Genomic DNA, 1,070 nt, shown 5'->3' with positions numbered 1-1,070 from the left:
CGAACCGAAGCAGTACGACACCGACGCACGTGAGTTCACAGTGGACGGTTACACGGTCCGCCTCGACGGGGAACTCAAGCCCGGCGCGGAATCCATGGTGACCACCACCGTGACCAAGGACGGCAAGCCGGTCACCGACCTGCAGCCGTACCTGGGCGCGAACGGCCACCTCGTGGCACTGCGCTCGGCCGACCTCGCCTACCTGCACGTCCACCCGATGGACGCACCGGGCGCCGGTCCCGAGGTGAAGTTCATGGTCGAGGTGCCGACCTCCGGTCGTTACCGCCTGTTCCTGGACTTCCAGCACGAGGGCAAGGTCCGCACCGCCGAATTCACCCTCGGCACGGCGGGCACGGCCGCACCGCAGCCCACCGGCACGACGACGACACCGAAGGAGGAGGACGGCCATGGCCACGGAGGCTGACGTCCGCACCAGTCAGATCGAACTCTCGATCGGCGGTATGACCTGCGCCTCCTGCGCCGCGCGGATCGAGCGCAAGCTCAACAAGCTCGAAGGCGTCCAGGCCAGCGTCAACTACGCCACCGAGAAGGCCAGGGTCAGCTTCCCCGAGTCGCTGACCGCCGAAGACCTGGTGAAGGTCGTCGAGAACACCGGCTACCAGGCCGAGTTGCCCGCTCCCCCGCAGGCCGGCCAGAGCACGGAACAGGCCGAAGAGGACCCGACGCGGTCGTTGCGGCAGCGGTTGATCACCTCGGTGGTGCTGACCGTGCCGGTGATCGCGTTCGCCATGATCCCCGCGCTGCAGTTCACCTACTGGCAGTGGCTCTCGCTCACGCTGGCCGCACCCGTCGTGGTGTGGGGGGCGTGGCCGTTCCACAAAGCTGCTTGGACGAACCTGCGCCACGGCGCCGCGACGATGGACACCCTGATCTCGATCGGCGTCGGCGCGGCGACCCTGTGGTCGCTGTACGCGTTGTTCCTCGGCACCGCGGGCACGCCGGGCATGACACACGCCTTCGAGCTGACCGTCCAGCGGATGTCGGGCGCCGGCAACATCTACCTCGAAGTCGCCGCGGGCGTGACCACGTTCATCCTCGCCGGCCGCTAC

General features: G+C 68.2%; 1 protein-coding gene and 1 pseudogene. Both read left to right on the top strand.

The window, feature by feature from the left end:
* Positions 1-424, top strand: a pseudogene (locus tag IG04_RS47520) (hypothetical protein); the annotation flags it as partial.
* Positions 408-1,070 (top strand): cation transporter (locus tag IG04_RS0141725; RefSeq protein ID WP_030482278.1); only part of this gene is annotated, 663 nt, incomplete at its 3' end. The pseudogene IG04_RS47520 and the gene IG04_RS0141725, both read left to right, overlap by 17 nt.

Source organism: Lentzea albidocapillata (genome assembly GCF_000719115.1).
Taxonomy (GTDB): Bacteria; Actinomycetota; Actinomycetes; order Mycobacteriales; family Pseudonocardiaceae; genus Lentzea; species Lentzea albidocapillata.
The sequence above is the reverse complement of the archived record's forward strand: the minus strand, read 5'-3'. Positions and strand labels throughout refer to the sequence as shown.